Genomic DNA, 7269 nt, shown 5'->3' with positions numbered 1-7269 from the left:
TCCGGCGCGGGCTCGTCGTCGGGGAGGACGTCGGCGGTCGGGACCACCAGCTCGGGGACGTCCGCGCGGAGGTACGCCTGCGCGGCGCCGCGCACGGCCTGCTCCAGCCCTTCGCCCTCGAGGGCGGCAGCGTCGGCCTCCACCGCCACCTGACCGGTGGCGAGGTCGACGCTGCCGAGGGGCGCACCGGTCTCGGCCGTGACGTAGAGCCGGTCGGCGCCGTAACGGCGCCACCGGCGGACGATCAGGGCCTGCTCCACGTCCGGGATATCGGCATCGGACCGCTTTCCCTGAAGCATCGGCGCTCCCCTCCCCCACACGGGGGGCAGCCTACTGCGGGTCGAACGTCAGGCTCACGGAGTTCATGCAGTACCGGTCACCCGTCGGGGTCTGCGGCGCGTCGTCGAAGACGTGCCCCAGGTGCGAGCCGCACTTGGCGCAGCGCACCTCGGTGCGCACCATGCCCAGGCTGCGGTCCTCGATCAGCTCGACCTTGTCGCCGGCCAGCGGGGAGAAGAAGCTCGGCCACCCGCAGTGGGAGTCGAACTTCGTCTCCGACCGGAACAGCTCGTTGCCGCACGCGCGACAGCGGTACACGCCCTCGCGGTGCTCGTCGAGCAGCTCACCGGTCCACGGGCGCTCCGTCCCGGCCAGGCGCAGCACCTGGAACTCGGCGGGGTTGAGCTCGACCCGCCACTGCGACTCGTCCTTGGTGACCTCGTAGGTCTTGTCCGCCATCGCGGTGCTCCTCTCGCCGGTGCGGACGCCCCGCCCGGTGCGGCCGGGGCTGGTCCGCCGGCAGCAGAACGCGGACGCGGGCCGCGGTGTTCCACGACGATGCCCGGACGCACGACCGCCCGCGACCGGAGGCCGGTCGCGGGCGGTGCGGAGCGCGTGCGCTACTGCTGGGCGCCGCCGCCCGAGCGGCCACGGCCGCCGCGGCGGCGACGGGCGCCGCCGCCCTCGGCACCGGCACCCGCGCCCTGGCCCGCGCCGCGGGACCGGCCCGCGCCGCCCGAGCGCGCGCCCGCCGGGGCGCCGGACCGGCCGCCGTACGAGCCGGTGGACGGCGCGTCGCCGCCCGAGGTCCACGCGACCATCGAGCCGCCGAGCACCGGGACGCCGCGGCCGCGGTCGGACCGGCCCCGGCCGCCGGACGCCGGCGCGGAGGAGCCGCCGCCCTGGCGCGCCGGACGACCGCCGCCGGCGGGAGCACCCGCGCCGCGGCCCGCCGGGGCACCGGCCCCGCGCGCCGGGCGCTGGCCGCCCTCGGCCGGGCGCGAGCCCGCCGCGGCCGGACGGGAGCCCGCGCCGCCGCCGCGTCGACCGCGGCCGCCGGAGGCGCCCGCCCCGCCGGAGGACGAGCCGCCGCGCGACCGGGACGGCTGCGCGGGCGCCGCGGCCGGCGCGGGGGCCACGTGCGCCGCCACCTCGCCGACGAGCGCCGCGATCACCGGCGAGCCCGGCGCCACGCGCTGCGGCGTGACGGTGATCTTGGCCTTGCGGGTGAGGTCGCGGACGTCGCCGGCCTGCTCGGGGAGCTGCACGGTGACGACGTCGCCGCCGGAGCCCGCGCGGGCGGTGCGGCCGGAGCGGTGCAGGTACGCCTTGTGCTCGGCCGGCGGGTCGACGTGCACGACGAGCTCGACGTCGTCGACGTGGATGCCGCGCGCCGCGATGTCGGTCGCGACCAAGACCTTGACCTCGCCCGAGGTGAACGCCGCGAGGTTGCGCTCGCGCGCGCCCTGGCCGAGGTTGCCCTGCAGGTCGACCGCGGGGATGCCGTCCTGGGTGAGCTGCTTGGCGAGCTTCTTGGCCTGGTGCTTGGTGCGGGTGAACAGCACGCGGCGGCCGGTGCCGGAGGCGAGCTCGCGGACGACCTCCTTCTTCGCGTCGGCGTCGGCGACCGCGAGCACGTGGTGCGTCATGGTCGACACCGGCGCGACCTCGGGGTCGACCGAGTGCGTCGTCGGCCGGTCGAGGTACCGCTTGACGAGGGTGTCCACGCCGTTGTCCAGCGTCGCCGAGAACAGCAGCCGCTGGCCGCCGCGCGGGGTCCTGTCGAGCAGCCGCTTCACGACCGGCAGGAAGCCCAGGTCGGCCATGTGGTCCGCCTCGTCCAGCACGGTGATCTCCACCGCGTCGAGCGAGCACAGGCCCTGCTTGATGAGGTCCTCGAGCCGGCCGGGGCAGGCGACGAGGACGTCGATGCCGCCGTTGAGCGCGCTGACCTGGCGGCTCTGCGCCACGCCGCCGAACACGGTGGTCGACGACAGGCCGGCGGTGGCCGCGAGCGGCTCGATCGTGGCGTGGATCTGGGTGGCGAGCTCGCGCGTCGGGGCGAGGATCAGCGCGCGCGGCCGGGCCTTCGCGCGCTGGGCCTTCGAGTCGGCGAGGCGGGTGACGACCGGCAGCGAGAACGCCAGGGTCTTGCCGGAGCCGGTGCGGCCGCGGCCGAGCACGTCGCGGCCGGCGAGCGTGTCGGGCAGCGTGGCCGTCTGGATCGGGAACGGGTCGGTGATCCCGCGCTGCGCGAGGGACTGCGCGAGGGCGGCGGGCACGCCGAGGTCGGTGAAGCGAGGCATGGAGGGGGCGCCTTTCCGGCGGTGGTCGGGGGTCCGCGGCCGCTGCGCGCGGGGCGGCGACCGGCGCCGGCGGCTCGGTCAGGCGAGCTTCTGCTGGCGGCGCAGGGCGCCCTGCGTGCGCAGGACGTAGGAGAAGAGCTCGTCCGTCTCCCGGGTGGAGGTCTCCACGAACCGGCAGCCGTAGTGCGTCCCGGAGCGCGAGGGCTGGGCACGGACGACGACCGCCTGCAGCCAGAACGCGGCGGACAGCTCGGGGAAGACGAACCTGACCTCGCTGCCCAGGGGCAGGTCAGTCTGACTCATCATACGCATCCCGTGCGCGGAGACGTCGAGGACGGTGAACACGAACGGGACCTCGTCGGCCTCGCCGTCGACGGCGGGCGCCTCGCCGGCCGCGTCGCCCGCGTGCTCGGCGCCGTGCTCGTGACCGTGCTCGTGGCCGTCCTCCGGCACCGCCGCGAGCCGCGCGAAGCCCTGGACCTCGACGTGCACCGCCACCCGCGCGACCGCGCGCTTCTGCAGCGTGGACAGCAGCTCGACCCCGACGAACGCGACGGTGTCCACGGTGACCCGCGCGACCTCGCCCTGGTAGACGCACTCGCCGCGGGCGTCGTCGAGCACGCGCAGCAGGTAGACGTCGCCCTCGGCGACGCCCCGCACGATGTCCTCGAAGCCCGCCCAGAGCACGCCGTCCTCGAAGGTGCGGACGTAGCCGCTGAGGACGGCGTGGCCGTCGTGCTCGACCGAGCACAGCGCGAGCTCGTGCATGCAGGCAGGTCCGTCCGCGGGAGAGGGGGCGTGGGCGGCCCGACGTTACCCCGGCGCCCGCCCCGCGCACGTGATCCGAACGGGTGGGGACCCGTGTCGCGGCCGGTTCTCACCCGCTGCCGACCCGGTCGGGCAAAAACGGCGAACCGCCACAACGAGGATCTTCTCGCCATTTCCGGCAACGGCCCCTACCCTCGGCCCGAGACCGGTGCGGACCCGCACCGGCCGGACCCCTCCGAGCAGACGAGGCCGATCTGCCCACCCCGACCCGGCGCTGGCCCCTGACCCGGTACTTCGCCGTCGTCAGTGTCGTCGCCATGCTCGCGCTCGGCGTCGCGCTGGTGTGGGTCACCGGGAACGTGATGCGGGACCAGGCGCAGCGCGACGGCATCGCCCTCGCCCGCAGCATCGAGTCGTACGCCTCCTCGTCCGTGCCCGAGGAGGCGTTCACGATCGGCGTGCTCGCGCCCGAGCAGGCCGCCGCGGTCTCCGAGCAGGTCGCCGGGTTCCGCGAGCTGCGCCGCCTGCGGCTGTGGACCGTCGACTCGACGCTGCTGTACGACTCGCAGGCCGACACCACCGGGTTCCCCGACGGCGAGCGGCTGGACGCCGCCGTCCGGCAGCGCGAGCCCGACGCCCAGGTCGTGACCGAGGTGCGCGGCGAGGAGTTCGGCGGCTCGGAGTCGACGCTGCTCGACGTGTACGTCCCCGTGCGGCACGACGGGAGCGTCGTCGGCGCCGCCGAGGTGATGCTGGACTACCAGGGCACGACCGACGCCGTCGCCAGCGCGACGCGCACCGTGACCCTCGTCGTCGTCGGCGGGCTGGTCCTGCTGTGGCTGCTGCTGTTCCGCACGGTGCGGAACGCGTCGCTCCGGCTGCAGACGTCCGCGCTGGAGAACGCCCGGCTCGCCCTGCTCGACTCGCTGACCGGGCTGCCGAACCGGCGGATGCTCGGCGACAAGCTCGAGCGGGCGATCGCCGAGGCCGAGGAGTCCGGGACGATCGTCGGGCTCGCGCTGCTGGACGTCGACCGGTTCAAGGACATCAACGACTCGCTCGGCCACGACCGCGGCGACGAGCTGCTGGAGCAGGTCGCGCAGCGGCTGCGCGGCGCGCTGCGCGAGCAGGACCTGGTGGCCCGGCTCGGCGGCGACGAGTTCGCCATCGTGCTGACCGACGTGCGCTCCGTCGCCGACGCGGACGCCGCCGCCCGCCGGGTGCGGCAGCTGTTCGTCCCGCCGTTCATGCTCGGCGACCTCGCTCTGCACGTCGACACCTCGATCGGCGTCGCCTGCCTGCCGGACCACGCCGAGGACGCGTCCTCGCTCATGCGGATGGCCGACGTCGCCATGTACACCGCCAAGACGCACCGGCTCGGCGTCTCGGTGTACTCGCCGGAGGAGGACGACTCCTCCCCCGCGCGGCTGGTGCTGCTCGGCGACCTGCACCGCGCGCTCGGCGTCGACGACGAGCTCGAGCTGCACTACCAGCCGAAGATCGACCTGCGCACCGGCCGCACCGTCGGGCTCGAGGCGCTGATGCGCTGGCGGCACCCCACCCGCGGGATGCTGCCGCCCGACCTGTTCGTGCCGCTCGCCGAGCAGTCCGGCCTGATCCACGACCTCACCCGGTACGCCCTGCGGGTCGCGGTCGCGCAGCTCGCCGCGTGGCGGGTGCAGGGCGACCCCGTGCCGGTCGCCGTGAACCTGTCCGCGCACGACGTCACCTCGCACGCCGTCGTGGAGGTCATCGAGGACCTGCTCGCCCGGCACGAGGTCGCCCCGGCGCTGCTCGAGGTCGAGATCACCGAGACCGCGCTGGTCAGCGACCCCTCGCGCGTCGTGCCGGTGCTGCAGCGCCTCGGCGACGCCGGCGTCCGGGTGTCGATCGACGACTTCGGCATCGGGAACACCTCGATCTCCCAGCTGCGCGACCTGCCGGTGCACGGCCTCAAGATCGACCGGCTGTTCGTCGCGGACCTGTCCACCAGCGGCCGCGAGGGGTCCGAGGTGATCGTCAAGGCGATGGTCGACCTCGCGCACTCGTTCGGCCTGCAGGTGGTCGCGGAGGGCGTCGAGGACACCGGCACCGCCGAGCTGCTGCGCCGGCTCACCGTCGACCAGGCGCAGGGCTACCTGTACTCCCCGGCCGTCGCCGCCGACCGGCTGCGGCCCGAGGACCTGCCGCGTGACCCCGCCGCGCGACACGCCGTCACATGACTTCACTCCGGAAACGGGCAGAACGCCTCAAGGTGCGTCACCATTCGTCCGATAGGCCCTGGTAACACCCGTTCCGATCACCCGTGAGGATGACCACCCGGATGGACGAGCTGCTCCGCGAGATGATCACGCCCCCGCCCCCGCGGCGGGACCCGGCACGACGGCGCCGCCTCGTCGCGACCGTCGGGATCCTCGGCATGGCCGCCCTCGGCATGACCTCCCTCGTGACCTCCGCGATCTTCACGGACAACGACGACGCCGGCCGCTCCGGGATCATCACCGGGTCGGTGGACATCGAGGCCGGCGAGGACGCCGCCTTCGCGCTGCCCCCCGGCAACCTGGCCCCCGGCGACGAGGTCTACAGCCCCGTCACGGTCACCAACGCCGGGTCGCTCGCCCTGGTCTACGGCGTGCAGTACGCCGCGACCAGCGATGCCAAGAACCTCGCGGCCACGCTGACGCTCGACGTGTTCGCCGTCCCCGCGGCGCAGTGCACCGAGGCCGGACTGGCCGGCGCCGCCCCGATCGGCTCCTCGGGTGCCGGGCTCGCCAGCACGGCGACCGAGATCGTCCCCGTCGGCCGGTCGCTGTTCTCGTCGGCCGCCGAGGAGCTCTGCGTCCGGGTCTCGGTGCCGCAGGAGATCGGCAACGAGTACCAGGAGGCGAGCGCCGACCTGCGGCTGACGTTCGTCGCCGAGCAGGACCCCACCGACCCGCACCGCTGATCCCGCCGGAGGCGCTGAGACGCAGATGAGCAGGAGGCCGGTCCCCGCGGTCGAGCGCCGGGCACCCCACCCGGAGCGGCCGCGGCACGCCACCCCCCAGTCGAAGGGCCGCCGCGCGCTGCGCACGGCCCTGTGGACCGTCATCGCCGTCTGCGGGCTCGCGTACGCCACCTCGCTGGCCGTGCCGCTGTGGTTCCAGGCCAACGGCCAGCGGCTGCTCATCGTCACCTCCGGGTCGATGTCCGGCCCGGAGCAGGGCTCGTTCGACGCCGGCGACGCGGTGGTGATGCGCCGGATCGACGACCCGTCCCAGCTGCGCGTCGGCCAGGTCGCGACGTTCTGGCCCGCGGGCGGCGACCAGCTCGTCACCCACCGGATCATCGCCCTGCGGAACCTGCCGGTCCTGCAGCAGGACGCCGCCTCCGGGCGCATGGTGCAGGCCTACGACCCCGAGACCGGCGACGCGCTCACCCGGCCGTACATCTACACCAAGGGCGACGCCAACACCGAGCCCGACCCCAACGCGACCCCGCTCAGCCAGGTCCGCGGCATCATCCTCGACGTCTACCCGCGCTGGGGCTGGGTGCTCGACTGGGCGGGGTCGGCGCAGGGACGGGCCGTGATGCTGGTGCCGCCGCTCGCGGCGCTGGCGGCGCTCGAGGTGCTGTCCCTGCTCGACGACCGGCGGGCACGACGAGCCGCGGGCGACCGCCGGCCGTCCGCGCGCGAGCGGCACGACGATGCCCTCCTCCTCGGCTGACCGCCGCCCCGCGGGGGCGGCCGGGGACGCCGGCGAGGCGCCGCTGCTCGGGCGCTGGGGCCGGCTCGTCCTCGCGACGCTGCTGGTCGGCGCGGCGCTGATCGGGCCGGCGGCGGGGTTCGCGTCGGCACGGTTCGGCGACTCGGCGACGGTGAGCATCACGATCACCATCACCCCGACGGACGGCGGGACGCCGTCCCCCACGGACA

Annotated in this window: 7 protein-coding genes and 1 pseudogene; 4 read left to right on the top strand and 4 right to left on the bottom strand. The window is 75.1% G+C overall.

What is annotated here, in order from left to right; all coding sequences use genetic code 11:
• The 4 genes and pseudogenes from G6556_RS15740 to G6556_RS15725 all read right to left on the bottom strand — a co-directional run.
• Nucleotides 1–260: pseudogene (locus G6556_RS15740) on the bottom strand (hypothetical protein); the annotation flags it as partial.
• A gap of 70 nt (nucleotides 261–330) precedes the next feature.
• Nucleotides 331–738 (bottom strand): peptide-methionine (R)-S-oxide reductase MsrB, encoded by a 408-nt coding sequence (gene msrB, locus G6556_RS15735; protein WP_166943487.1) that lies wholly within the window; start codon nucleotides 736–738, stop codon nucleotides 331–333.
• 161 nt (nucleotides 739–899) lie between these two features.
• Nucleotides 900–2585 carry a DEAD/DEAH box helicase gene (locus G6556_RS15730; RefSeq protein ID WP_166943484.1) on the bottom strand — a complete coding sequence of 562 codons (1686 nt, stop codon included), beginning with the start codon at nucleotides 2583–2585 and terminating at the stop codon, nucleotides 900–902.
• Nucleotides 2586–2663: 78 nt separating this feature from the next.
• Nucleotides 2664–3353: a PilZ domain-containing protein gene (locus G6556_RS15725; protein ID WP_166943481.1), complete on the bottom strand. Its 690-nt coding sequence runs from the start codon at nucleotides 3351–3353 to the stop codon at nucleotides 2664–2666.
• Between the two features lie 317 nt (nucleotides 3354–3670).
• Here G6556_RS15725 and G6556_RS15720 point away from each other — a divergent pair, with 317 nt between their 5' ends.
• The 4 genes from G6556_RS15720 to G6556_RS15705 all read left to right on the top strand — a co-directional run.
• Nucleotides 3671–5575 (top strand): EAL domain-containing protein, encoded by a 1905-nt coding sequence (locus G6556_RS15720; RefSeq protein ID WP_166943478.1) that lies wholly within the window; start codon nucleotides 3671–3673, stop codon nucleotides 5573–5575.
• 83 nt (nucleotides 5576–5658) lie between these two features.
• Complete coding sequence (locus G6556_RS15715; protein ID WP_166943475.1) at nucleotides 5659–6300, top strand: hypothetical protein; 642 nt, start codon at nucleotides 5659–5661, stop codon at nucleotides 6298–6300.
• Between the two features lie 25 nt (nucleotides 6301–6325).
• Nucleotides 6326–7060, top strand: coding sequence for a signal peptidase I (locus tag G6556_RS15710; RefSeq protein ID WP_240934612.1), 735 nt, complete (start codon nucleotides 6326–6328; stop codon nucleotides 7058–7060).
• Nucleotides 7041–7269: hypothetical protein (locus G6556_RS15705; protein WP_166943472.1), on the top strand; the 229-nt coding region annotated here is incomplete at its 3' end. The genes G6556_RS15710 and G6556_RS15705, both read left to right, overlap by 20 nt.

This window comes from Cellulomonas sp. IC4_254 (genome assembly GCF_011603975.1).
Lineage (GTDB): Bacteria > Actinomycetota > Actinomycetes > Actinomycetales > Cellulomonadaceae > Cellulomonas.
The sequence above is the reverse complement of the archived record's forward strand: the minus strand, read 5'-3'. Positions and strand labels throughout refer to the sequence as shown.

Excerpts from the sequence above, each read along its gene's own strand:
- msrB (WP_166943487.1), bottom strand. The coding sequence starts at position 738 with ATGGCGGACAAGACCTACGAGGTCACCAAGGACGAGTCGCAGTGGCGG.
- G6556_RS15730 (WP_166943484.1), bottom strand. The coding sequence starts at position 2,585 with ATGCCTCGCTTCACCGACCTCGGCGTGCCCGCCGCCCTCGCGCAGTCC.
- G6556_RS15725 (WP_166943481.1), bottom strand. The coding sequence starts at position 3,353 with ATGCACGAGCTCGCGCTGTGCTCGGTCGAGCACGACGGCCACGCCGTC.
- G6556_RS15720 (WP_166943478.1), top strand. The coding sequence starts at position 3,671 with ATGCTCGCGCTCGGCGTCGCGCTGGTGTGGGTCACCGGGAACGTGATG.
- G6556_RS15710 (WP_240934612.1), top strand. The coding sequence starts at position 6,326 with ATGAGCAGGAGGCCGGTCCCCGCGGTCGAGCGCCGGGCACCCCACCCG.